Raw genomic sequence first — 24,657 nt, forward strand, 5'->3', positions numbered from 1 at the left:
AAATGAATATAAATGAAATGCTGAGCAAATTAATGGAAGTAAAAGGATCAGATTTACATATATCTGTAGGATGTGCACCCATTTACAGAGTGAACGGCATGCTGATAAGCACCGGAAATGAAAAGCTGACGCCTGATGATACGGAAAAGCTGACTAAGCAGGTAACTAATGAAGAGCAGTTGAGAGAAATAAATGAGATAGGAGATTTTGATATGTCCTATGCTATACCCAATCTCGGACGTTTCAGGATAAACATATTCAAGCAGAGGGGAAGCTACTCCATAGCTGTTCGAGCTGTGCAGATGAACATACCCACACTAAGAGAAATTAATATGCCTGAAATTTTATATGATTTTACTCAAAGACAAAGGGGGCTTGTTCTTGTAACAGGGCCTACAGGCAGTGGAAAATCTACAACTCTGGCATCGATGGTAAACATAATAAACAATGAAAGAAAGTGTCACATAATAACACTTGAGGATCCTATCGAGTATCTGCACAAACACAATAAAAGCATTGTAAATCAGAGAGAGTACAGAAGTGATTTCAAATCCTTCGCCGGAGGACTGCGCTCATGCCTGAGACAGGATCCGGATGTAATACTTCTGGGAGAAATGAGAGATTTGGAAACTATGGAAATAGCACTTACTGCAGCAGAGACCGGTCATCTTGTTTTTTCCACTCTGCACACGACAGGAGCAGCAAAGACCATAGACCGAATAATAGACGTATTTCCTCCTCACCAGCAGCAACAGGTGGTTATACAGCTTGCCAATGTGTTGGAGGGAGTAATATCCCAGCAATTGGTACTGGAAATAGACGAAAAAAAGAGAATGGCGGCGGTTGAAATTTTGGTTTCTACACCGGCTATCAGAAATCTTATAAGGGAAAAGAAAACTCACCAGATTCAGAACCAGATTCAAACCGGATCAAAATTTGGTATGCAGACGATGGATTCAAGTCTTTTAAACATGTATGCGGACAAAAAAATATCAAGGCAGACATTATTAAAATCAGCAGTGGATTTAGAATATGTTATGAAGCAGATATAACGGCTGAAGCAGCTATATAATTACATTTTTATAAAAAGGAAGGCAGACATGGCAGTATATAAATGCAGTGTGGTGGATCAATCGGGGAAAAGGCAGAGAATCAACAAGGATGCGTCAACAAAGGCGGAAATGATTGACTACCTGAAGCAAAACAATTATGTAATAATAGATATCAAACAGTCGGCAGGTTCGGTTGATCTGAGCAGTATTTCCGGCAAACGAATCAAGTCAAAGGATCTTGCGGTATTCTGCAAGCAGCTGTATGCAATGCTGAAGGCAGGTGTGACTATAGTCAACAGCCTGGACATCCTGAAGCAGCAGACAGAAAACAAGCGGCTTTCAAAAATAATTTCACAGATGTATGATGATCTGCAGAAAGGGAATACCTTTTCCGAGGCGTTATCACATCACAAGGATACCTTCCCTGCGATTTTTATTAGCATGGTTGAGGCGGGAGAATTGAGCGGAAACATTGATATTATAATGAACAGGCTCGCAAATCACTTCGAGAAAGAATATAAGATAGAAAACAAGGTAAAAGGTGCGATGACATATCCTATAATTCTTGCTGTGGTATGTGTGGCAGTGGTTATATTTCTGCTTACAACAATAATGCCTACATTCGTTGAGATGTATTCCAGTTCCGGAGTAGAACTTCCAAAGATAACACAGATAATGATTGCAATCAGCGAGGCGCTTAAATCTTATTGGTACATAATTGTTATGGTTGCAGTGGGTTTAGCATTTGCTGTATCTGCAATGAACAAAAACTCAAATATAAAGCTAAAAGAAGACTATTATAAGCTTCAGATACCTGTTGTAAAAAACCTTGTGCTTAAGGTAGCAACTTCCAGGTTTACAAGAACTCTCTCGACTCTAATGGGAAGCGGAGTGCCTCTTTTACAGGCGCTTGAAACTGTAGCGGGAGTAACGGGCAATACATACATAGGAAGTAAAATCATGGAGGCTAGGGAGGATGTAAGACGAGGGTTGGCTCTTTCACAGCCGCTTAGGCAGCAGGGGGTATTTCCACCCATGGTTCATTCAATGATTAAAATAGGAGAGGACTCAGGTTCCATAGAAGAAATTTTAGACAAGACGGCAGATTTTTACGATGAAGAAGTGGATACAGCCGTAACAAGGCTCACAACAATGCTGGAGCCCGTAATGATAGTGTTTATGGCAGTAATAATAGGGTTCATAGTAATATCAATGGTAACACCGATGTTTGATATGGTTAAGACCGTGCAATAGAAATTCTTATTAGTAAGCTAAGGGTGAGTAAATAAGTGTTTTAATCTTCAATAGCAGGTATATGGAATGTTAAAAGATTTGATTTATAATTAAAACCGGCTATAGAAGGGTTAAATAAAAAAATAAGAGAAGAGGAGAAAAAAATGTTTAGATTAATTAACAATTTAAAAAACAAGAAGGGGTTTACATTAATTGAATTGATTGTTGTATTGGCAGTGCTGGCTATTATTATGGCGATTGCTGTGCCGAGGTTTTTGGGAGTTCAGGAGAATGCTAAGGTAAAAGCTGATAATTCTACTAAAGAACAAGTTGCTAAAGCAGCAGAATTATATTACTATGCTACTAATTCAACATCTTTTACGATTAAAAGTTTAATTGATAATGGATACATGGAGCCATTTACATTGCAAGCAGATTCAAACTATGATACAGCTGCTGAAGTCGAAGCAGTAGATATAACAGTTAGTGTTACATCGACAAGTCAATCGATTAGTGTTGATTGGTAGAAAAAATATTACAACTAAAATAATGACACTAATATTTTTAATCTACGGCCTATTCATAGGCTCATTCCTGAATGTATGCATTTTTCGCATACCTTCAGGAATCTCAATAGTGAAACCGCCGTCATCCTGCGGGAGCTGCGGTCACAGACTTAATTACATAGACATGATACCTGTTTTTAACTACATAATTAACAGAGGCAGGTGCAGGTACTGCGGTGCCAGTTACTCAATACAGTATCCCGTGATAGAACTTTTGAACGGATTGCTGTATGCATTGACATACTTAAAATTCGGCTTAACAGTCAATTCGATTTTGTGTTGCGCAATGATAAGTATACTAATAACCGTAAGCATGATTGACATGAAGTACAAAATTATTCCCGACAGTCTCAATATTGCCGGGGCAATGGCAGGAATTATATTTATCTTAGTAAATAAAACATATTTAACAGGAATTATAGGAGCACTGACTGGATTCGGACTTTTTGCTGCAATTGCAATTTTAACTAATGCCATGGGTGGTGGAGATATAAAACTTATGGCTGCTTTGGGGCTGATGTTCGGCTTAAAGGGAACATTGTTTATAACATTGTTTTCCTTCGTCATCGGAGCCGTGGTGTCAGTATTTTTAATAGCATTGAACATTAAAGGCAGAAAGGACGAAATACCTTTCGGTCCGTTCATATCCTTATCTGCTTTAATATATATATTTTTTGGCTTTGAAATTATAAGAAGCTATCTTTCTTTATTCATGTAATACAACCAGCTTCAATATTTAGTAATCATAATCGCAAATATATTCAGAAAGGTAAGAGACATGGGGAGAATTTTATCTGTAGAGATCAACAATCGAAATATTAAAATACTTGAAGGCTCCAGAAGCGGGTCATCCATAGCTGTATACAAGAGCTTGTTTTTAGACATTGAATCCGGAAGCGTTGATGATGGAAAAATAATCGATATGGATTTAGTTGCAGCAAATATAGAAATGGCACTGAAAAGCAACAACATTAAATCAAAAAAAGCAATTTTTATCATCAATACAAATGCAACAATAACAAGAAACATGGAACTTCCTGTTCTTAAGAAAAATTCAGAGACATTTTCCATGATAAAAAGCGAGTTGGATCAGATGCTGCCGGTAGATATCGATCAGTACAAAATAGTGTACAAAAAAATCGACAGCATAAAATCTGATAAATCAGAAAAGGGAACATATATTGCATATGGTCTTCCTGCATCTATTTATGAGCAGTACATAGAGCTTGCGGAAAGGCTTAATTTTGAGCTTGTAGCAATAGATCTGACTTCAAGCTGCCTGGATAAAATAGCATTAAAGAAACTAACGATAAATAAAAAACATTTAAGCCCTGGAACGTCAGTTGCATTTATAGACATAGGTTTCACAAATACTTTATTCAGCATTGTTAACAACGGTAAGGAGGTTTTTTCAAGAATTTCCTCAAATGGGTTGAACGATATAGTCAAAAATTTTGAGGCGGCATTTAATTTAACACGGGAAGAGGCATTAGAGGAAATAGAACGCTTATCTCTCGCCGAATACACTGATGATACATCATATATATCTAAATTAAACATTCTTGAAAACAATGTAAATATGTGGACAGATGAATTTTACAGATTTATCAGATACTACAATTCAAACAACAAGGACAGACAGATAGAAAATATATATATTTATGGCAGCTTTGCAAACATCAACGGCCTGGAACAGTTTATAGAGTCAAGCTTAAGCGTAAGCACGGAAAGAATAAACGAAATTTCAAATGTGGTGTCAAAATCTGGCGAAGTTGTTGAAGTAAAATCATATTTGAACAACATTCTCTCATTGTACATAGATAAAAAGGATATTAACTTTCTTTCAGACAGAAGGAAGGAGCACAGCAATAAGTTCAGAACTGGAGTGTTCCTCATGGCAGCAGGCCTGTCAGCAGTATTGCTCGTATCCTTTTATGCGTATTCATATATTGTGGAGAAAATTGCCCTTGAAAGGGATATAGAAACACTGGATGCTTATCTGGAAAATCAGGAGAATATAAAGCTTAATGATGAAGTGCTGACAATGAAAAAAAAGGTATCCTTGATGGAAAAATATTTGTCGGAGGCCGATAAATTAAAAACGGCAATAAAAATAGAAGATGCAGTTAATACGGTTATCTTTGAGCAGGTTTCATTGGCAATTCCTCACGGCACAAGGATTAATGCAATGTCTGTAGACAAGGAAAGTATACAGTTGCAGTGTACATCCGCATCAAGGCAGGAAGCTGCACAGTTTGAAAGAAATTTAAAGCAGGTTGAATTTATAGATAATGTATATGTGCCGGCGGTAGTAGATTCAGCAGATGGCGGCAGCATTAGCTGCACTTATTCGTTAGTATGTAGCATAAAGGATGTGATAACAAATGAAGCTGAGTAGAAGAGAGAAAGTATTAATAGTAATATTAGTTATAGCCCTAGCGGTGTATGCCGGATATATGTTTATTCCATCATCAGGTATGTTTAACCTTGATGAGCTGAGAGCGGAGCACAGTCGGAAAACACTTGAATACGCAACTATGTCACAGAACATTACGCTCAAAAACAAGTATGAGGAAGATGCTCTGACACTAATAGAACAAATAAATAATCTGCCTGTAATATCCGACCTGCAGCAGGAAAAGCTCATAGTTTTTTTGAATAAATACCTTGCAGACAATAACATCGACGCAAGCAATATAACCTTCACTGATGCAGCTGCTGTTCCGATGAGTATCGTTGTTTCACAGCCAGCAGAAAAAGCAAAGAGTTCTATGGACTTATTGATGTACGATATAGACAATATCTATGTCTATGCCGATGAAAACGAAGACGATGAACAAGCTGTGGCTGTAAACACTGAAGAAGCTGATAAAGAAGAGCAACCCTCCATGTCAGCTGAGTCAATATCTGTGAACATAGAGTTTTTGGCTTCATACAATGATATGATCAAATTCATTGATTTAGTGCAAGCCAATCCTGTAGATATATCAATTACCAATATAAGTACCGTTGCTTCCGAAGTAGGCACGCTGCAGGGAACAATGACCATGAATTTCTATGAAGTTCCAAAGCCTGTTGGATTTAAGGAAAACAATGATGAATGGTTATGGAATGATCTTGCCGAATCGGGAAAAGCTAACCCGTTTTCCATTGGCGGAGCGTGGGAAACAATCGGAAGCTTAAATACTAAATTCGATTTCTTTGTTAATTTAGAGCCGGAAAGCTCAGATTTGCCAACAATATTAGTAGGAAAAACAGAGGATATAGCAAGAAGTACATATATTTCTGAAAATACCAATACTGTTGAAAATATCAAGTTCAGTTTTAAATTAGAAAATAACAAATACTATTATAGCTATAATACAAAAAACAATACATATCCAAAATCTGGAACATGGCAAGAATTTTCACCTTCTGAAGAAGGGAAAATAAAAATTAAAGTGTATTCAAGCGATAGAAATTTAAAAACAGATTCTGTAGGTGCTATTATCGGGGTGACAAATACTTCAGGTCTGAAGGTTTATTTTGAAGTTGAAAATGACAGCAGCACAAATCCAAGGGTTACTTTAAAGGATGCTAAATCTGCAATTGTAACCAGAAAGTAGTTAATATGAGGTTAAGTTGCTTTATAGAGGTGGAAGCATGAAAAGAAAATTAAGTACTAAAGGATTGACGCTAATTGAAATTATAATTACTCTAGCTATATTGGGAGCTGTTGTTACACCGTTAATGTCAATGTTTATAACCTCTCAAAGGATAAACCGTGAAAGCGAGACAAAATATAAGGCGATTCAGCTTGCTCAAAAATACATGGAAGATATTAAGTCTGAAAATATTTTGGATCTTACATTTAGCGGTTATTCTGGTGAAGACGGTAACTATTCTAAGACTATAAGCGACGATGATGGGTATAGACTTGAAATAAACCTGAAAGAAAATGACGTAGTAGAACTGGATGGTGATATAACTGCAGTGAAAATTCCTGGAGATGAGGACTATGATTTGATTGTAAATATTGATTCAGGTACTGAAACAGAGATTAATACTATAAAGAATGATGAAAGTATAAAAGTGATTCTCTCTGTTGATAATGGTAAGATTAAGGTAAGCAACTCTTATTCTGGAGTTAAGCTATATTTGTTTAAGGCCGAGGATAGCTTTAGATATACAATATCGGGCAGTGCTACTTTAATTGAAGTTCAGGAAGATATGGAAATGCCGGACAATATATTATACTACATAACAATAAAGGTATTCGATGGTAGCAGGCTTATTGAAACAGTTAAAGGTTCAAAAGTTTTTAACAGCATCATAACAGATTAGTCAACGAAAAGGGTGATATTATGTTTAAAAAAATGAAAAATAACAATGGTTCAACTCTTGTATTGCTAGTTATGACAGTTGCGGTAATTTCATTGCTTGGAACATCAATTTTAGGTGTTACAATGATGAATTATAAAATTAAAAAAACAAATTCAGATATGAAATATTCATTTTATATGTCTGAATCGGGGCTTGATAGGGCGTATGCAGAGGCATATTCGGTTGTTCTTGAGGCTGTAAGCGAGGCAAATAATGCTGCAAAGAATAAGATTAATGAATTCGATATTGTTAAACTTACTGAGCTTTCTTTAAGTCCTGATTTGTATTCCGACATTATTGAGGATTATGATGGAGACGGAGTCTATGAATATAAGCAGGATGCAATTAAGGCATTGTCAAAAAAAGTATTTGAAGAAAAGTACATAGATATAGTTAAGCAAGATATGTATAAAGCCCTAATGGGTGTTGATCCCGACGGATCAGTTTCAAATGGCATTCTTGTTGATGATGAAGAGGAAAAGCTCAAATTATATGTAATTAAAAAGACATTTGATGATTTTGATATGGATACACCTATGGAATTGAGCATAAGCTCTGAATATACCAAAAAGAAAGAAGGAATTATAAGAACTACAGATGTTGATCTTATTGTTGAGGTTCCTGATTATAATGAATCATATACAGTTGAGACTGTCAATCTTGAATTGAATCCGTTTTGGTCAAAAGTTATGACCGCAGAAAATATTAATATCGATAAACAAGGAGAAACAATATTTAACGGTGAGGTATTTATTAATAATAATCTGAATCTCGAAGGAAGCGGAACCGTGCTATTTATGCAGGACCTAGCTGTAAAAAGCAATATCAGTATATTTGGCGACAAGGAAATGATTTCTGGTAATGTGTATACCAGTAACATACTTATGAATGGTGAAAATGCAAAATTCACAGCTACCACAAAAAATGATAATACAGTTGATTATGAAGGCGTAGTAGTACAGGATGATTTAGAGATGAATGCAGCCGGTCAAGAAATAACAATAAATGGCTCATATTATGGATTTGGATATGGTGGTGGAGCAAAAGATAATACATTGAACAGTTCGATAATTATAAACAATAATAACATTAAGGGTATCACAATCAACAAAGGCAATTTTGACAGAGGCAATTTATACTTGCTTGGTACATCGTATATCAAAGGTATATCACCTTACGCTACCGGCGAGTCGTTATCTGTTAGAGGCAATTACGTAGCATACACAAAGGCTCTCAATTATACTGAAGGAGGTGCAGCGGGAAAGTACGACTTTGGGAATGTTATATTTAATTACGATGACTACTTACCTTATTTTCCGCAGCTTGTCGAATGGTTTGTTGGAGAAAGCGGAGTGAAAACTGAAATAACTGCTTATGAAAAAGCAGAATATATAAAAAAGTATCAGCAGCTAGGAGGGAGTTCGCTAGAGCTGTTGGGAGGTAAGATTAAAATTAATAACAGTGATGTATATACTCTTGGAGCTTATATAAACGGTGAGAGTATTATAACATCACATGCACCTTTGGAGGATTGGCCGGCATTGAAAGCAGGTATTGGGAAAACTTTTAATACGAAGGTAAAAAAACTCGGATATGAGCATTCCTCTAATGGAAATGATGAGTATTCAATTAATGAAATATTTGATAACATACCTTTGAACTTTAACACAGAAATAATGAATGGCAGTGAGCTGCTATATGTAAATAAGGTATCTAGAACCTATGGAGACAATAAAAAATATTCTCTTGGATCAGATGTCAAAAGCGGATTAATAATAACAAATGAGGATGTGGAAATTTCAGGAACAGTTGATTTTACAGGTGTTATTATTTGCGCAGGAGATATAAATATTTTGGATGACGGAGCGGATAAGACATTTAATTATAATAAAGGTGTAGTTTCTAAAATAATTGCTGAAAATGGCCTGCAGGAGGTTGTATTCAAAAATACTACAAATGTCGGTTCAGTAAGCATAACAACCTTCGGTTCAGGAAACGATGAAGTGAATGTGGACTTTAATCCACTATTAAAATTTAGTAACTGGAAAATAAAATAAGGGAGGGTTATAATGAAAAAAATATTTTTAAAAGTATTCTTCTTGCTGGCAGCAATGATTATAATAGCTCCGGCACTGCTTAATTTTGAGGCCGAGGCCGGAACATCAGACAAAGAATACGATACGTATTCAAACATTTGGGTGCTTAGAACAAATAAAGAAAGAAATTCAAATGGCAATTATAAATTACTAATAAAAACATATATAAAAAATAACGAAGGCGAGTATGTAGAAAGTCAATATGTTGAAGAAACAGTAATTTCTTACAGCAGTCAGCCTGGAGATTCCTCACTTACGTTAGAAAGCAGCTATAATTTGAATCGTATTGAGTTATGGAAAGGAAGCAGCAAGGAGATTGATACAAGCACTACTTCCAGTCTTAACACTCTTAATATTCAACTGCTGAGCAGTACAACAAAGACATTGAAAATATTTGTAGAAGAAAAACATAACGATTTAGGTTATGTTAATACAAATACGAGCGGCGGTGATATTGAGTTTAATAAAACAGTTGAACCTGTAAATGGTAAGCCAAATGAATTTGATTTGAAATTCTCTGTACAAGGTGAGGCTATTACAAAAGGTAAAGATGCCGATATAATACTTGTGCTGGATAAATCAGGAAGTATGGAGGATAATATTAGTGGCAGGGAATCAAAAGCAGATGTTCTCGAGGAAGCGGCGAACAGATTTATAGATGCGGTTCTTGCAACTAACCAATCGGGTAACAACAGAGTTGCAATAGTTACATATTCTGATGAAGCGCAGATTAAGCAGGCATTTACAACTGATAAAACTGCTGCCAAGAATGCGTATAAGAACTTTGAAGATATGGTTAGCGGAGGAACGAATAGTGAGGCCGGCTTCATAAAGGCAAGAGAATTATTTGGTACATCTTTCAGAATGGGAGCCGAAAGGTATGTTATATATATGACCGATGGTGTGCCAACTCAGTATTACAATATAAACGGTGAAGTTGATGGCAAGGGTAATTCATATGATATAAATGCCAAAGATGCAGCCATTTCTGAAGCAAATTTATTAAAGAACTATGGTGGAAGTGGAGTTAAAATATATACTGTTGGATTTGCTTCAACCAATACATCTGACATGCAGGCGTTGTTAAACCCGTCAGAAAATACTTACCAAGAGGCTTACTATCATGCGACAACTGCAAATGATTTAACTAACATATATGATATAATCGCAGATACTATAATTGACACTATAGCTACTAATTCAGTTATTACTGATATATTGCCGGAAAGTTTTGAATTTGTACAAGAATCTTTACCAGAAGGGGTAACGGTGTCTGAAGAAGGTGTTATGTCATGTGAACTTGGATCAATAACTGCATCAGAATCATTGAAAACAGTCAGAATTAGGTATGTAGGTGAAAACTATGGAATTAAGTATGCAAATGAAGATGCTCAAATTGAATATAAACATGTTTTAACTCCAAATGTGATTACAGAAGAAAAATTTGAAAATCCGCTTGCCATAGTTGCTCCAAATATAGCTGAATATGTTTATTATACAACCGAAGGAGAAAGCATTGTTATTACTCCGCCGGACTTGATATTTGCAAATGATGCAGGATCTGATTATCAAATAAGTGATTTAAAAATTAAAGTTGATGAAAAACCAGTTAAGCCTAACAGCACTGCAACAGCTAATTCTGATAATACTGAAATTACTTATGTTCCGCAACCTCATGATTATGCTGAAGACAAATTTAGCTATATTGTATATTTTACAATAAGCAGTAACACTGATCCAAAAAATATAATTGAGGGTACTTCTCAGATAATCGAAAAAAAGGTTAATGTGATTGTCAATCCTAAACCAGATGTTAAACTAACGATAAATTACTACGAAACCCTTGACGACAAGAATAGAGCATTATCGATAAACGGAGCTACATCAATTAATAAATATTTACCGAATAATGGTTTTATTGATGAAATTGCTCCATCATTAACCGGGTATAATTTGATTGATATTAGCTATGAAGGCATTATAAATCCGCTCAAAGTAGGGAGAAGACTGACTGGGCAGGCAGGAAGCAACAACGTAACTATCAATTTTTATTATGAAAGAGACAGCAGCATAGTTTTTGATAATATATTACAAAAAAACTCAATGTACGCACAAAACGAATTAAAGCCTATAGGTAACAGTTTACAGCCTTTTGAGGTTGTTATGGGGATAAAATATAGATTTGGATTTAAGTTTCAGAACGGACAGAATGTAGATAAAATCAGTGTATCATTTACAGGAGATGCAGATGACTTTATATTGTCAGACTTCATGCTGTATGATCAAGAAGACAACTTAGTCGGAGGGCCGTTTAATGACTTTAATAGCCTTGATTCTTTGACAAGCGCAAATAATATTTATACTTTAACCTATAATGTGAAGCCGGTTGCGTCAAATTCTGTTCTAAATGTTTTGATTGATAATGTTGTTAAGCAAAATGATAATGTAGTTCAGCAATTAGAGATTAATTCAATTAAGACGTTTGAATTGGAATAAATACAAAGCGTTTTTGCTTGAATTTGAGCTTGAATTTTTAAGCTCAAATTTTTCTTAATGGTGCGAGGGTAAATATGATAAATAAAAAAGGGTTTACATTAATTGAAATAATAATGGTACTTGCTTTGGCAGGAATAGTTATGTCTGTTGTTATGTCATTTTTTATAGCAAACTACAAAAGTTATGAAACCATAAATGCTGAGTCTGAGGTGCAATATCAAAGCCAGTATATTATTAACTATATGACAAATAAAATTTTGGAAGCAAAATCATATGACGAGTCAGCTAATGAGTTTGAGTATGTTGACGGAAGCTTTGCTTCTTTTGAGAAATATGATGAAAAGATAAAATATACATACGGGACTACTACTGATAAGGAATCCGTTTATATAGGTAATTATGTAGATAATTTGAAAATTGAAACAAACGGTACGAATGAAGTGAGAATTACACTTGTGTTATTAAAAAATGGAAGCGTGCCATATCCTGCCGAACAGGTTGTGTATATGAGAAACTCACAAAATTAGAAGATACAGAGATAGAGATTGGCGTAAAGTCAGTCTCTGTTTTCAAATAGAGAAAATAAACCTTAACTATTCTTAACAATTTTATTAAAACAAAAAAATAAACGATGATATTTTCTTAACAATAAATATTTTGACATAATTTTACATATTTTATATAATGATTTTATACCAAATTATGTAAATGATCCGAATAGGAAAAATTGAAAGGATTATTATGTGTTTGTTTTTATCGTTGGAAATTTATGATGAAGGTATTAAGATTGTTGAAGCATTAAGAAAAAGCGATTCGGTGACCGTAATGAAGTGTGATGAGTTGACGGGTACAGATATAATTGAGAACGGAAGAATTGTTGATGTAAATGCTGTGGCAGTATTGATAAAAAACATGATTGCAAAGAATGGTATCAACACAAGAAGAGCTGTATTTACAGTTAACTCTGCCAGCGTGATAAGCAGAAGAATAAAGCTCCCTATGCTTGATAAAAAGCGGGAGATATTGTCAATGATAAGAAACGAGCTAGAACAGCTTATGCCGGTTGATTTAAACCAATATAAAATAATATATGATATTACTGATATAGTTAATGATAATGACGTAAAATATGCTTTTTACGTCATTTATTGTCTCCCATGTGATATTTATAAAGACTGCAAAGAATTGGCAAAAATATTGAAGTTAAAGCTTGCATCAATAGATGTATCTTTTAACTGCCTGAACAAAATAAGTAAGTACGAAGCTGAAATTAATTCACATGCTATTAAAAACGACTCTATATATGCTTTTTTAGAAATAAATAATAACCATATTTCATTTTGTGTTTTAAAAAATGGTGTAACCGAGTTTTCAAGGATTTCTTTGTTGAATGAAGATATGGTTATAATTGAAAAAGCTGCGGAGGAATGCGCTCCTTATAACACTACAAAATTCATTGGTTTAACACCGTTTGTGGATAAACTGATGGATGAGTTAAATAGATATATAAGGTATTATTATTCAATGTATAGTGCAAATGTTATTAATAAGATATTTATTTATGGAGATATTCCTCATAGAAATATCGGTGTTTTTTTGGCAAGTAATTTGGGTATTGAAACAGAGATAATTGAACATATCCCATGTATCAAGCTAAATGCAAAGCTAGATACTCCGTACATAGTAGAAAAATATTTTATTTGCCTTTTATCTCTTCTAAACAATAAAACTAATATGTGGCTTTCATATGATAGCAGCTCAGATTTTAGACCAAATTACAAATTTTTTGCTGCAGCCATTTCGGCAGCATCGCTGGCTGCAATTTTGGCAGCTATTACATGGAAAAATTATAATGCTATGCTTGAAACAAACATACAGGGCATGAAGCTTTACATTTATGATGAAGAAAAGGCTGAAATAAATACAGGGATAGAAGATCTAAAGAAAGAAATCGGCTTAAGGGAGGCCTATATTGAAAAAGTCTCCAAACTTAAAGGTGTGATTAGAAATGAAAATACCGTTAATTCAATTATTATCAGTGAATTTTTTGAATCTGTTCCTAATAATACTAGGCTGGTTTCCATGTCCGTAAATAGAAATAGTACGCAGATTAGTTGCGTTTCGAAAACTATTGGCGAAGTAACTTTGTTTATACAAAATCTCAGACAACTTGATTTTATAGAGGATATATATTTTTCAGGTATTGATGTTAAAAATGAAGAAGGAAGCTACTCATTTTCTGTTATGTGTAGATTAAAGGATCTAGATAAAAATGAAAAGTAAGAAATTCAAAGTCTTATTAATAGTTTTAGCATTTATAATTGCTGTAGTTATATTTTATGGATTTTTTCCGCACAAACAATTTATAAGTTTATATTCAAAGAAAGAGGCTTTCGAAAGAATAAGCGAAGAATATTTCAATATGAAGGAAAATTTTGATGTTGTAGATTCTTTGGTTGAAAAGAAAGTGTTTCTTAAGAATGAGATGGAAAAAATAGAGATACCAGCAGAAATTTATCCTGAAGAAATAATTTCCGACTTATCCTTGTATGCACAAAAGAGCAAAATAGATGTTTCCAAGATTGTCTTTTCAGAATCTATGCCTGTTTCATTGGATAATCAGAGTACAGACGAAATTATCGAAGAAAAAACAGAGAATTCTGCGTTAAAAATAGGTGCTATGATTGAGTTCACCGGTCATTGCGACAGTTTAATTGAATTTATAGATAACATTTCTAACAATAATAAAAATATTGCTATAACAGATATAAATTTATTGTCATGGACTGGTGATAATGTTCACGGTACTATGAATCTAAATTTCTATGCTGTTTTGTGGAATTAAGTAAAATGAGAAAGTGTTTATTAAAAGCTTGTGGATTTACGTTAGCTGAGGTCATTATATCTATTGCTGTGCTTGGTATGGTGATAGCGCCTATAATGACATTGTTTGTGATGTCAGCAAGATTGAACATAGAAAGCAGCAGGGAATATAAATCATTTTTGGCGGCTCAAAAATATATGGAAGAGATAAAAGCAATGGATGAAATTGAACTTTCGGGATATATATATGATTCTGACGATGGTTGTTATAAACGGATTGTAGCTCAATCTGGCGAAGACTACGGTGCTGTTATAATAATTGAACCAGAAAGAGATTTTTTATATTCAATAGAGGTCTATATAACTTATGAGGGAGAAGTCGTAAATTCATTAATAGGGAGCAAGCTTATTTATTATTGACAAGATTATGAAAAATAAAGTAATTGAAAACAGAGGCTCTGCGTTAGTGCTGATAATTATTGTAACAGCAGTTATAACGACGCTTGGATTAACATGTCTGAGCATATCAATGGGCCAATTCAGGATAAGGAAAAGTAACAGCGAACACAAACGAGCACTCTATAAATCTGAAGGCGGCTTGGATTATGCATATGAAGAGATTTATGATTTGATTTGTTCAGCGGTAGAGGATTCTATCAGCAAATCTGATGAATATCTTTTGGCGGAACCAGGCGATATTTATGGAGCTTCGGATGTATTTAAAAATAATTTTAAGCAAGTTGTTGACTGCAGGATAGTGCATGAAGTTGAGAATTGTTTTAATGCACAAATATCTGTTTTAAATGGAAGCAGACTTATGTTTGTAAATGATGAGCTTATTGCTAGAGTAAGTTCAAAATATATTTCGGAATCAGGTATTATAAAAATAACATCGGCGGATATTATTGTATATGTTCCTGATTATTTAGACATTATTTCTAATACTGCCGATATTTCTGATTTGCTTCACATAACAAATTTTGATATGTAATTAGAGGTATAAATGCTTGGATATAACAGAGGATATACATTAATAGAGCTATTGATATCTATGGGTATTATGTTTGTGGTCATTATTCTTGCTATGGCTCTGTTTAATGCTAACGTAAGTAATTTCGAGATAATCTCAAATGAATCTGAGCTTCAATTTCAATCACAGTATATATTAAATTTTATTTCCACAAGGATAATGGAGTCAGTAAAAATTGAACTTATTCGAATAGAAGGGGCTGCAAGCGTAATTAATTCAAAGAGAGAATTTAGTATTTCAAAAATGGCGTTGTTATATAACGATCAATTGAATTTATGTTATATCTTTGTGGTGAAAAATAATAGAATATATTATGGCAATGGAAACTCGCATGATGCAGCAACTGTTGAGCTGGGTAGATATATAACAGAGATGAAAGCTGCTCCGTATCCCCAAGGAAAGACATTCGCAGAGGCTAGAGCGTTAAGAATAACTATAAGGCTGAGAAAAGGTAATCAGTCGTATGAAGCAGACCAGATTATTTATATGAGAAATAGCTAGATAAGATATTTTTTAAAATATACCATATTGAAGAATTAAAAGATTGACAAATATTGAATTAATTTATAAAATGGGATATGTAATTATATCCTTTGAAGGATGAACTGTGAAAAATTATGGCTTTACTCTTTTCGAAGTAATTACAGTGCTTTCTCTGATTGGCATTATTCTGGCGTTTTGTGTTCCGCATATAGCTGCAGATTTTGGTTATATGGACAAAATGTCGGGGGAATTTTTGTCTGATGTTCGTTTCATTCAAATGGAAGCAATGAAGCGCCCTGTTCCGCAATATAGTTTGCTGGTGGATTCTGATAATGGAAAATATTATTTAAGGAAGAGTTCTTCGGATATTAAGGTTGTTTCATTTAAAAACAGATATTCGATTAGCTATACCGGAAGAGGTGTTTTGTATTTTACAATAGAGGGAATACCTGTTCATCCCGGCACTTTTACAATAGTGGATAAAAAAACTAACGATTCGAAAAGTGTTACCATTGTTCCCGCTACGGGAAGAACGATTATACTGGAATAAGCAGCAAACTGCTGGTTATAATATACATAAGGAGGAGACAACTAATGATTACAGCAAGTGATTTTAAAAAGGGTATTACTATATCTTGGAATAATGGGTTGTGGCAAATAGTAGACTTTCAGCATGTTAAACCTGGTAAAGGCGCAGCTTTTGTCAGAACTAAATTAAAAAATATTATAACAGGAGCTATAAGAGAAGAAACATTCAACCCAACTGAAAAATTCCCGCTAGCACGTATAGAAACAAAGGATATGCAATATTTGTACAATGACGGAGAATTATATTATTTTATGGACCCTGAATCATTTGAACAAATCCCATTAAATCATGATCAGGTTGCGGAAGCTGTTATATATATCAAAGAGAATGATTTTGCCCAGATGAGGTTCTATGAAGGCAAGCCATTTGAAGTAACAGCACCAAACTTTGTTGAGCTTGAAGTAAAGGAAACAGAACCTGGCTTCAAGGGAGATACAGCTACCGGTGCCAACAAACCTGCTATAGTCGAAACAGGGGCAAAAATAAACGTACCTCTGTTTGTTGAGATAGGTGATAAAATCAAGATTGACACCAGAACAGGTGAATATCTATCAAGAGTTTAAGGAGGTAAGTCATGGATTTTTTGTATGAAAAGATTTCTTATTTAAGAGGGTTGGCTGATGGATTGGATGTTAAGGCTGACACAAAGGAAGGCAAATTATTCAATGCTATGATGGATGTAGTTGAAGAAATTGCCGATGCAATGAGTGACATAGTTGAAGAACAAGATGAAGTTAACGAGTACTTAGATTTATTGGATGAAGATTTATCAACTGTAGAAGAAGAATTGTTCGGTGACCTTGAAATCGGAGAAGAAGATGACGATTATCAAGACTACGATGATGACTATGATTTTGATTTTGATGATGAATATGATGATTACGATGACTTTGAAAGTATGGACACAACAGAAAAAGAAGATTAATATAGCATAAAAAAAGGCATTTCTTTATGAAGTGCTTTTTTTATGCTTTACAGTAGCTGCATAATGCTGTAAATAATTTGAAGGTTAAATCGTTTAAGGCCAAATCTCTTTGGGATCGACACCGTATATTTGCACAACTTCAAACAAGTCACTGTTTGCAATATCTTTAGGTGTTACCAGCCATGATCCGTCAGAGTCGGTATCATATCCAAATTGCATGAAAGGGTACCACACAAGGTGTGAGCACTGTGTTGAACTTATATCTTTAGGACTGGGATTTTTTTTGCTGGTTAGCCCTATAGTGAGGCCGTAAGTAATATTATTTAAATTTTTCTTTGCGAATTCAGCTATTTCATTTAGAGAATCTTGAGATGTATCTTTCAATTTAAGCATTATAAATGACGGATACACTCTCCATTTGTTTATATTTTGAAACCTTGTATTGCTTCCAAGGATTACAGCTTCCAAGGTTTCATTGTTTTCTGCATCTGTTACTATGGCTGCGTGTCCATGACGCCAACCTATGGAGTGGGTGGCTTTTGTTATAAGCACATATCCATTTTTAAACGGAGCCAGGTCAAAGCCGTAAGCCGGATTGCCCTCATCATTAACAATAGATTCCTGACTGGTTATTATTCCTATTTTTTCACATAATACATTAATATTATTAAAAAAATTCTGCTGAAATTTAATTAATTTTAATTTTCCACCTTCAGATTTTAGTATTTCATCTACGGCAGTTTTTCCAAGCCCTGTTTGGTAGAACAGTTTCTTGTAGTCCTCCTGGGTTAAGCTATCCTTTTCTAATATTGATGAAATATCAGTTTCAGGATAGTCCGGTCTTACATATCCTTCAGGTTCGATTATTGCTTCCATTACCGAGATGATAATAAATATCGCAATAACTACGATTAAAGCTGCTGTTGTTTTTTTACGTTTTGACTTCTTTATTTTATTATATATCATAATATATTAACCTCGAATATGCTCTGCTGAGGGCTTCCCTTCAACAGGTTCAGACTGTATACTAACAATTATACACTAACAAAAATAAATTACAAATAAAATTAATTAAACTTCAACCTATTAAAATTAAAATTAATATGATAAAATATATATCATTAATATGTAAAAATTATGGAGGGATAAAATGAACAAGTATAGTAAAAGATCAAATACATTTATGAGAATTGTCTGCCTTGTATTGGCGGGAGGAATGATTATAACAGCATTTATGAGCATGCTGATATATCTTATGTAGAGGTATGTATGAAGAAAACAGTAGACAAATTAAATAAGCTTGAGCTTGCTTATCCCGAGGAACAAAGACCATTTTATCATAATAATTGTGCTGAAATTATTATGATGGCTGCAAATGAAAGGTACAAGCTGGAGCTTGATGAGAAAATTATAAAGGCCGTATGTCCATTTGGCGGAGGGTTGCAGTCAGAGAAGACTTGCGGAGCACTTTTGGGAGCTGTTGCTGCACTGGGAGTTATGTTTACAGAAGATAAACCATCAACGAACGATACAATGAAAGAAGTAATTAAGTCTTTTGTTCAGGATTTTGAAAAAGAATTTGGTTCCCTGGAATGCACATGCATAAAGGCTCACCACAGAAGTGAAACTGAAGGTTGCTATCCGGTAAAGATAAAAACTGCAGAACTATTTGATGAATTAGTAAGAAAATTTGAAGAATGAACTGACAATAGAACTTACAGCACTTTATGAGGTGTAATTGAGATAAAAACGGGAGCTATATGGATTACTTTGATTTTTTGAATACTATTAACGGAGTAAAATTAAACAATCAGCAGATTGAGGCTGTATCCTTTGACAGAGGCAATGCTCTGGTTCTTTCAACTGCAGGATCAGGAAAGACGACTGTTGCTATTGCCAGAGCTGGGAAACTGCTTTATGAAAACAGATGTCACAAAAAAATTCTTACCATAACATTTTCAAAGATGGCCGCTAATGACATGAAAGAAAGGTTTCAGGATTTTTTTGGAGGTAGATATAAATCAAGAACCGAATTTTCAACAATTCATGCCTTTTCTTATAAAATTGTGAGAAGTTTTTATAAAAGAAAGGGCATTGATTTTGATTTGTTGACAAATAATTACCAAGTACTGGGAGAAATCCTGAAGCATCATTATTCAAAATCCTATTTTAACTTTGTCAACGATGAAGAAATAGAAAATCTTGCATCAACAATAAGTTATGTGGATAACATGATGATTAATCCTGCTGAGCACAAGGATTATGGAATAGAAATAAAAGGTTTTGATAAAATTTACGAAGCGTACAAAACATATAAATCCAAAAAGGCGTTGATTGATTTTGATGACATGCTGCTGTATGCGTACAAGATTATTTTGAACTCTGAATATTTCAGAGAATATATAAAAAATACATTTCAGTATATTCAGATAGATGAAATGCAGGATACTTCCAAAATTCAGCACGAAATCATAAAATTGATTTCAAATAACAACCTATTTATGGTTGGTGATGACGACCAGGCAATATATTCATTCAGAGGAAGTTATCCTGATTTTATGCTTAATTTCAAAGACATGTACAAGGATGGTCAAATATTTTATCTGGATAAAAATTACAGATCGGATAAAAACATAGTTGAAGGAGCCAGCAACTTTATTGAAAAAAACAAAGGAAGATACAGGAAGACTATAGATACCAACAACGAGAGAATAAATGAAATAAATATTATAAAAGTAAGTTCGAGAGCAGAACAGGCTAAGCTTATAGCAGATGAGTTGTCGGAGATGAAAAGCGAGTCAGTGGGAATACTGTATAGATACAATATGTCATCAATGACTCTTGCTATTAATTTTAATGAAAGTAAAACGGACTTTTATATAAAAGAAGACAGAACTAAATTTTTTAGCAGCCCTGTGCTGCATGATATCATTGCATTTTTGAAACTGTCACTTAATCCCAAGGACAGAGAGTCCTTTGCAAGAATTTACTATAAGAGTTATACATATTTTACAAAAGGTATGTGCAAAATTGTTATGGAAAGTGACAGAGACGATCTTACTGTGTTTGATATTTTAGATAATTACAAGTACTTTGATTATTATGTATACGATAAAATTAGTCAATTTAAAAATGATATTAACTATATAAATAAATTAAGGCCGGATGATGCTGTAAGGTTTATTAAGCTGGATCTAGAATACATCAAATATATTGAAAGAATGCAGGATGAAGGTAGAAACAATATGGCAAATTCACTGCACATAATAGAAATACTCGAAGAAATAGGCTCGTACTGTTCAAACATCAAAGAATTTACAGAAAAAATCTATAATTTACAGAGCGTAATAAAAGAGGCTTCGGAAAATGAAGGCTCGAACGTTACATTGTCAACAATCCACAGTGCAAAAGGGCTGGAATATGATATCGTATATATAATTGACAATATTGAAGGAGAATTTCCTTCCGAAAAACGCAGTATGCCGGTTGAAGAATATGAAAAGATGCTGGAGGAGGAACGGCGTGTATTTTATGTTGCAATGACAAGAGCTAAAAAGAAATTAAATATTCTTGTGCCGGGAAAACCGTCCTTGTTTGTAAATGAATTAATAAAATGTAATAAGAAAAATTATACCTAAAATTTTATCTTTTTTGTTGAAAAATATAAAAATAACATTTATAATGGAATAAAATGTAAAAGTTGCACATGGGGGAACAATATGAAACTTTGCGTAAATACATTGGGCGGGTTTGATTTGAAAATGAATGGCAAATCTATTCTTAAGAAATCAAGCCGTACCTACAAGCTGAACAAATTATTTGAATATTTTCTCACATTCAGAAATAAAAAACTGTTGCCCGAGACAATTATTGATAACTTATTTTTTGATAGTGAATCTGACGACCCTAAAAACATGTTGCGGACTCAAATATTCAGACTGAGAAAAGCAATAAAGCTAATGTTGCCTGAAGAGACAAAGGAAACAGGCTATTTGACAATCAGTTTCACGAGCGGATACTATTGCATGGAAGTGGGAGACGAGACAGTTATTGATATTGAAGAATTTGAAAGCCTTATTAAGCATGCTGATGATGAATACGAATCTAATGCCAGCAGGTCAGTTGAATTATATGAAAAAGCAATTTCAATGTATAGTGGACTGTACTTGTCAGATAATGCATATGAAGTCTGGCTTGTGCCTACAAGGAACTACTACCAACGCCTTTATTTAAAAACACTGTACAAGCTGATAGATTTGCTAAAAGAAAAAAATGATAATGAAAAAATCACTACATTATGCGAAGAAGCTATTCTTGTTGAACCTTACGAGGAGAATATACATATAAGCTTAATGGAAGCAATGCTTGCACAGGGACAGCAAAAAAATGCATATAATCACTATGAGTATTCATTAAACCTCATAAAAAAAGAATTGGATGCAAAGCCCTCGGATCACTTTGTGGAAATGCAGGGAAAAATACAAAATTATTCCGGCAGAGAAAACCGCGCTGATATTAACAGCTTAGGAAAAGACTTGGAAGATCAAAATTTATTAGGTGCAATGCAATGTAATATTGAATCATTTAAGTTTTTATACAGTTTGCAGAAAAGAAAGTCTATAAGAAATAATGAAAACGATTATTTATGTATAATTGATGTTAATCGATATAGGAATATTCATATGAGAGAATTGTCTGAGCTTTTAAGAAACTCTCTAAGAAAAGGCGATGTGTTTACGTTTTGGAATAAAAATCAAATACTTATCATGCTCCACAATGTCAGATCAGATGGTACAAGAATAATTGAGCAGAGGATTTATAATAATTTAAAGGACTATACGAAGCTAAGTTTACATGACATTGATATAGATTTTCAACCTGTGTTTTCGGAGAAAATGAAGCAGATGTAAGTATTTGATAACCATGCAAGAGCAATTAATACTTATAACAACTTATCTTTTACTAATAAGTTGTGATATATTCATGCAAAACATGCACAATTAATAGAAAACATCATGCCTACATCAATTTGTTATATAAATTTATCCATACTATAAACGAGAGCTTTTCATAATTTGTGAAAAGTTTTTTTGTGCCTAAAATGTAATTGAAATGAAATTAAAATGTAATCTTTAAAAAATGCAAATGTAATTCATGTAATTTATAATGTGAATACTTAGTTGTTTGTAATAACCGAAAGGAGTGCGGATGTGGAGTATCCTTCAACAGATTTTTATTTGAAGTTTAAAGTAATATACAATAAAGAAGGCAATTTTATCGATTATGTGTTGCAATATATCAGTGATGCATTTTACGATGCTGTCAAAATTGAACCCAGAAGACTTCTTGGCAAAAAATTTTCTGACATAGTTGTAGATTACTCCGATAAGCTGTATCTTAAAGAGGTCTACTTTAGTATGCTTCCTAACAAAACACTAAAATTCGATATGTATATTGATGAACTGAACCGCTGGTATTTAATTAACATATTTACAGACAAGGGCAATGACGAAGACTTAGTTGTAGCATACTATGCTGATGTTACTGATATTAAAAATTGCTCAGAAAAAGAATTAGTGTCTGATGGCATCGAGAATGAAATAACTGATTTGAAAAATAAGGCAAGACAGTATTATAGAGATAAACTAACGGGGTTATATAATAAGAACTTTTTTGAGGAAGAACTTTCAAGATTAGACACAAAAAGACAGTTGCCTATTAGTATAATTATGGCAGATATAAATGGTCTAAAGCTGATTAATGATGCATTCGGACATAGTATGGGAGACAGAGCTTTAATAAAATCTGCTGAAATAATGAAAGACTCTTTAAGAGATGAAGATATTATAAGCAGAGTTGGAGGAGATGAGTTCATTATTTTTCTTCCTAAAACAGAAGAAGAAGTTGCTCATGACATTATTGACCGAATTAAGAGTAAGTGCGAAAGCAGCTCTTTGGACTACATAAAAATAAGTATAAGTATGGGAGCCGCAACAAAGACGGATAAAAATGAAGACATTAAGAAGGTGTTAAAAAAGGCAGAGGACAGGATGTATTTCAAGAAGCTTAAAGAAAGCAAGGAAGCAAAAACAGCTATGATTAGTTTTCTTAAAAGCAGGCTTGAAATAATTACATATGAAACAAAATCTCATTACGAGCGTCTTAAGTATCTTACTATGATGGTGGCTGAAGAATTGAAGCTGTCAATTTACGAAAAAGAAGAACTCAGACTTTTGTGCGAGTTTCATGATATAGGCAAAATAGGCATTTCGAAGACTATTCTTCAAAAAGAAGGAGCATTGAACGGTGAAGAGTGGGAAGATGTTAAGCGTCACAGTGAAATAGGATACTATATTGCAAAAGAGTTCAGAGATGTAAATTCAATAGATGAATTGATTCTCATACATCACGAGCACTGGGATGGCAAAGGGTACCCCGGATTATTAAAAAAGGACAGTATTCCCATAGTTGCAAGAATATTTGCAATTGCAGACGCATATGATGTTATGGTTAATGAAAGGCCATACAAAAATATAATGACCAAAGAAGAAGCACTCAATGAAATAAGAGAGCAATCAGGAAAGCAATTTGATCCGTATATAGCCGATTTGTTTATACGGCTTATCGAAAAAGAAAAAAGAGTTGTTTAATCAAAAATGTGTTTACAGTGTTATTCTGGTGGTATAAGTATATAACATATAACTAAAATTACATATAGGCAAACCTGCCGAAAGGTTGGGACGCAAAGCCATGAAGTCTAAAGCAGGGTACTGCCATGACCGTTCAGCTGCAAAATATTGAATTATTTTGCAGCTTTTTTAATTATTAAGTACAAACTTATTGAGCTAGAACTCAACTGCCTTTTTTCAAGGGGCTGGTTGTTTCTATATAAACCCATGAAATTAAAAATTAGTAACTATATAGGGAAGGGGGTGATACATATCAAATGGTTATTAATAACTCGGACAAAAAAAGAAATAAAGAAACAAAAATTCTAAAGAA

23 protein-coding genes and 1 riboswitch are annotated in these 24,657 nt (G+C 33.8%); of the genes, 22 read left to right on the forward strand and 1 reads right to left on the reverse strand.

Annotated features, from left to right (window positions below; genetic code table 11):
• Positions 1 to 2: 2 nt before the first annotated feature.
• The 18 genes from ACS3UD_RS02920 to ACS3UD_RS03005 all read left to right on the forward strand — a co-directional run bounded on the left by ACS3UD_RS02920 (position 3) and on the right by ACS3UD_RS03005 (position 17,655).
• Entirely contained in the window at positions 3 to 1,052 is a 1,050-nt protein-coding gene (locus tag ACS3UD_RS02920; RefSeq protein WP_308137846.1) for a type IV pilus twitching motility protein PilT, read from the forward strand.
• Between the two features lie 48 nt (positions 1,053 to 1,100).
• Complete coding sequence (locus tag ACS3UD_RS02925; protein ID WP_308137845.1) at positions 1,101 to 2,306, forward strand: type II secretion system F family protein; 1,206 nt, start codon at positions 1,101 to 1,103, stop codon at positions 2,304 to 2,306.
• Between the two features lie 143 nt (positions 2,307 to 2,449).
• The gene (locus tag ACS3UD_RS02930) at positions 2,450 to 2,812 is read left to right on the forward strand and encodes a competence type IV pilus major pilin ComGC (RefSeq protein ID WP_308137844.1); all 363 of its coding nucleotides are present in this window, start codon (positions 2,450 to 2,452) and stop codon (positions 2,810 to 2,812) included.
• A 22-nt stretch (positions 2,813 to 2,834) separates the two neighbouring features.
• Positions 2,835 to 3,569: a prepilin peptidase gene (locus ACS3UD_RS02935; RefSeq protein ID WP_308137843.1), complete on the forward strand. Its 735-nt coding sequence runs from the start codon at positions 2,835 to 2,837 to the stop codon at positions 3,567 to 3,569.
• Positions 3,570 to 3,629: 60 nt separating this feature from the next.
• Entirely contained in the window at positions 3,630 to 5,249 is a 1,620-nt protein-coding gene (pilM, locus tag ACS3UD_RS02940; RefSeq protein ID WP_308137842.1) for a pilus assembly protein PilM, read from the forward strand.
• The gene (locus ACS3UD_RS02945) at positions 5,236 to 6,456 is read left to right on the forward strand and encodes a hypothetical protein (RefSeq protein WP_308137841.1); all 1,221 of its coding nucleotides are present in this window, start codon (positions 5,236 to 5,238) and stop codon (positions 6,454 to 6,456) included. Before pilM (ACS3UD_RS02940) ends, ACS3UD_RS02945 begins: the two co-directional genes overlap by 14 nt.
• 37 nt (positions 6,457 to 6,493) lie before the next feature.
• Positions 6,494 to 7,174, forward strand: coding sequence for a type II secretion system protein (locus ACS3UD_RS02950; RefSeq protein WP_308137840.1), 681 nt, complete (start codon positions 6,494 to 6,496; stop codon positions 7,172 to 7,174).
• A 20-nt stretch (positions 7,175 to 7,194) separates the two neighbouring features.
• Positions 7,195 to 9,270, forward strand: coding sequence for a hypothetical protein (locus tag ACS3UD_RS02955; RefSeq protein ID WP_308137839.1), 2,076 nt, complete (start codon positions 7,195 to 7,197; stop codon positions 9,268 to 9,270).
• 12 nt (positions 9,271 to 9,282) lie between these two features.
• Positions 9,283 to 11,805, forward strand: a complete 2,523-nt coding sequence (locus tag ACS3UD_RS02960; protein WP_308137838.1) for a vWA domain-containing protein — start codon at positions 9,283 to 9,285, stop codon at positions 11,803 to 11,805.
• Positions 11,806 to 11,879: 74 nt separating this feature from the next.
• Entirely contained in the window at positions 11,880 to 12,332 is a 453-nt protein-coding gene (locus ACS3UD_RS02965) for a PilW family protein (RefSeq protein WP_308137837.1), read from the forward strand.
• A 214-nt stretch (positions 12,333 to 12,546) separates the two neighbouring features.
• Complete coding sequence (gene pilM, locus ACS3UD_RS02970) at positions 12,547 to 14,088, forward strand: pilus assembly protein PilM (RefSeq protein ID WP_440977729.1); 1,542 nt, start codon at positions 12,547 to 12,549, stop codon at positions 14,086 to 14,088.
• Positions 14,078 to 14,650, forward strand: a complete 573-nt coding sequence (locus ACS3UD_RS02975) for a hypothetical protein (RefSeq protein ID WP_308137835.1) — start codon at positions 14,078 to 14,080, stop codon at positions 14,648 to 14,650. Before pilM (ACS3UD_RS02970) ends, ACS3UD_RS02975 begins: the two co-directional genes overlap by 11 nt.
• 5 nt (positions 14,651 to 14,655) lie before the next feature.
• Positions 14,656 to 15,048 (forward strand): type IV pilus modification PilV family protein, encoded by a 393-nt coding sequence (locus ACS3UD_RS02980; protein ID WP_308137834.1) that lies wholly within the window; start codon positions 14,656 to 14,658, stop codon positions 15,046 to 15,048.
• Positions 15,049 to 15,055: 7 nt separating this feature from the next.
• Complete coding sequence (locus ACS3UD_RS02985) at positions 15,056 to 15,619, forward strand: hypothetical protein (protein WP_308137833.1); 564 nt, start codon at positions 15,056 to 15,058, stop codon at positions 15,617 to 15,619.
• A gap of 12 nt (positions 15,620 to 15,631) precedes the next feature.
• On the forward strand, positions 15,632 to 16,159 hold the full coding sequence (locus ACS3UD_RS02990; protein ID WP_308137832.1) for a PilW family protein: 528 nt from the start codon (positions 15,632 to 15,634) through the stop codon (positions 16,157 to 16,159).
• A gap of 106 nt (positions 16,160 to 16,265) precedes the next feature.
• Positions 16,266 to 16,691: a prepilin-type N-terminal cleavage/methylation domain-containing protein gene (locus ACS3UD_RS02995; protein WP_308137831.1), complete on the forward strand. Its 426-nt coding sequence runs from the start codon at positions 16,266 to 16,268 to the stop codon at positions 16,689 to 16,691.
• Positions 16,692 to 16,735: 44 nt separating this feature from the next.
• Entirely contained in the window at positions 16,736 to 17,293 is a 558-nt protein-coding gene (gene efp / locus ACS3UD_RS03000) for an elongation factor P (protein ID WP_308137830.1), read from the forward strand.
• Between the two features lie 11 nt (positions 17,294 to 17,304).
• On the forward strand, positions 17,305 to 17,655 hold the full coding sequence (locus ACS3UD_RS03005) for a CD1247 N-terminal domain-containing protein (RefSeq protein ID WP_308137829.1): 351 nt from the start codon (positions 17,305 to 17,307) through the stop codon (positions 17,653 to 17,655).
• Positions 17,656 to 17,748: 93 nt separating this feature from the next.
• Here the strand turns inward: ACS3UD_RS03005 and ACS3UD_RS03010 are convergent, their stop codons facing one another.
• Positions 17,749 to 18,621, reverse strand: a complete 873-nt coding sequence (locus tag ACS3UD_RS03010) for a hypothetical protein (RefSeq protein ID WP_308137828.1) — start codon at positions 18,619 to 18,621, stop codon at positions 17,749 to 17,751.
• A 303-nt stretch (positions 18,622 to 18,924) separates the two neighbouring features.
• On the opposite strand from ACS3UD_RS03010, the gene ACS3UD_RS03015 reads away from it, so the two are divergent.
• The 4 genes from ACS3UD_RS03015 to ACS3UD_RS03030 all read left to right on the forward strand — a co-directional run bounded on the left by ACS3UD_RS03015 (position 18,925) and on the right by ACS3UD_RS03030 (position 24,305).
• Entirely contained in the window at positions 18,925 to 19,356 is a 432-nt protein-coding gene (locus tag ACS3UD_RS03015; RefSeq protein WP_308137827.1) for a C-GCAxxG-C-C family protein, read from the forward strand.
• 59 nt (positions 19,357 to 19,415) lie between these two features.
• Positions 19,416 to 21,293, forward strand: coding sequence for an ATP-dependent helicase (locus ACS3UD_RS03020; RefSeq protein WP_308137826.1), 1,878 nt, complete (start codon positions 19,416 to 19,418; stop codon positions 21,291 to 21,293).
• A gap of 81 nt (positions 21,294 to 21,374) precedes the next feature.
• A complete protein-coding gene (locus ACS3UD_RS03025) occupies positions 21,375 to 22,565 on the forward strand; it encodes a bacterial transcriptional activator domain-containing protein (RefSeq protein ID WP_308137825.1) in 1,191 nt (396 codons plus the stop codon).
• 300 nt (positions 22,566 to 22,865) lie between these two features.
• On the forward strand, positions 22,866 to 24,305 hold the full coding sequence (locus ACS3UD_RS03030) for an HD-GYP domain-containing protein (protein ID WP_308137824.1): 1,440 nt from the start codon (positions 22,866 to 22,868) through the stop codon (positions 24,303 to 24,305).
• Between the two features lie 57 nt (positions 24,306 to 24,362).
• Positions 24,363 to 24,450: riboswitch (cyclic di-GMP riboswitch) on the forward strand.
• The last annotated feature ends 207 nt before the right edge of the window (positions 24,451 to 24,657 follow it).

The sequence above is a fragment of the Sedimentibacter sp. LTW-03 genome (assembly GCF_052059825.1).
GTDB lineage: Bacteria > Bacillota > Clostridia > Tissierellales > Sedimentibacteraceae > Sedimentibacter.